Origin of the sequence: Bacillus sp. NTK034 (assembly GCF_017303275.1) — a bacterium.
In the GTDB taxonomy this organism is placed as follows: domain Bacteria; phylum Bacillota; class Bacilli; order Bacillales; family Cytobacillaceae; genus Cytobacillus.
On record NZ_JAFKOJ010000038.1, the window covers coordinates 1 to 505 of the forward strand.

3 tRNA genes and 1 rRNA gene are annotated in these 505 nt (G+C 49.5%); all 4 read right to left on the reverse strand.

The features are described from left to right. Positions 1 to 20: 20 nt before the first annotated feature. Positions 21 to 96, reverse strand: a tRNA-Lys gene (locus JI665_RS28265). A 143-nt stretch (positions 97 to 239) separates the two neighbouring features. Beyond that, a tRNA-Thr gene (locus JI665_RS28270) sits at positions 240 to 315 on the reverse strand. An 8-nt stretch (positions 316 to 323) separates the two neighbouring features. Beyond that, positions 324 to 399, reverse strand: a tRNA-Val gene (locus tag JI665_RS28275). Positions 400 to 408: 9 nt separating this feature from the next. Next, positions 409 to 505, reverse strand: a 5S ribosomal RNA gene (rrf, locus tag JI665_RS28280); the annotation flags it as partial.

Sequence of the window (505 nt, forward strand, 5' to 3'; positions counted from 1 at the left end):
CCCGCAATATGAAATTAAAATGGTGAGCCATGAAGGACTCGAACCTTCGACCCTCTGATTAAAAGTCAGATGCTCTACCGACTGAGCTAATGGCTCATAATTTTATGAGATTTCCTAAAGCCTGTTATGTGCAGTCAGATGTTCCAAAGCTAAACGCTTTGTCACAGATTGCTAATCGGATGAAGAAATTCACTGATGCTGCAATCTGCTCTACCGACTGAGCTAATGGCTCGCTGAAGTGGTGCCGGCGAGAGGACTTGAACCCCCAACCTACTGATTACAAGTCAGTTGCTCTACCAATTGAGCTACACCGGCAAGTTGTATGGTGGAGGATGACGGGATCGAACCGCCGACCCTCTGCTTGTAAGGCAGATGCTCTCCCAGCTGAGCTAATCCTCCATAATATACGCCCGGCAGCGTCCTACTCTCACAAGGGGACAGCCCCTAACTACCATCGGCGCTGAGAAGCTTAACTTCCGTGTTCGGTATGGGAACGGGTGTGACC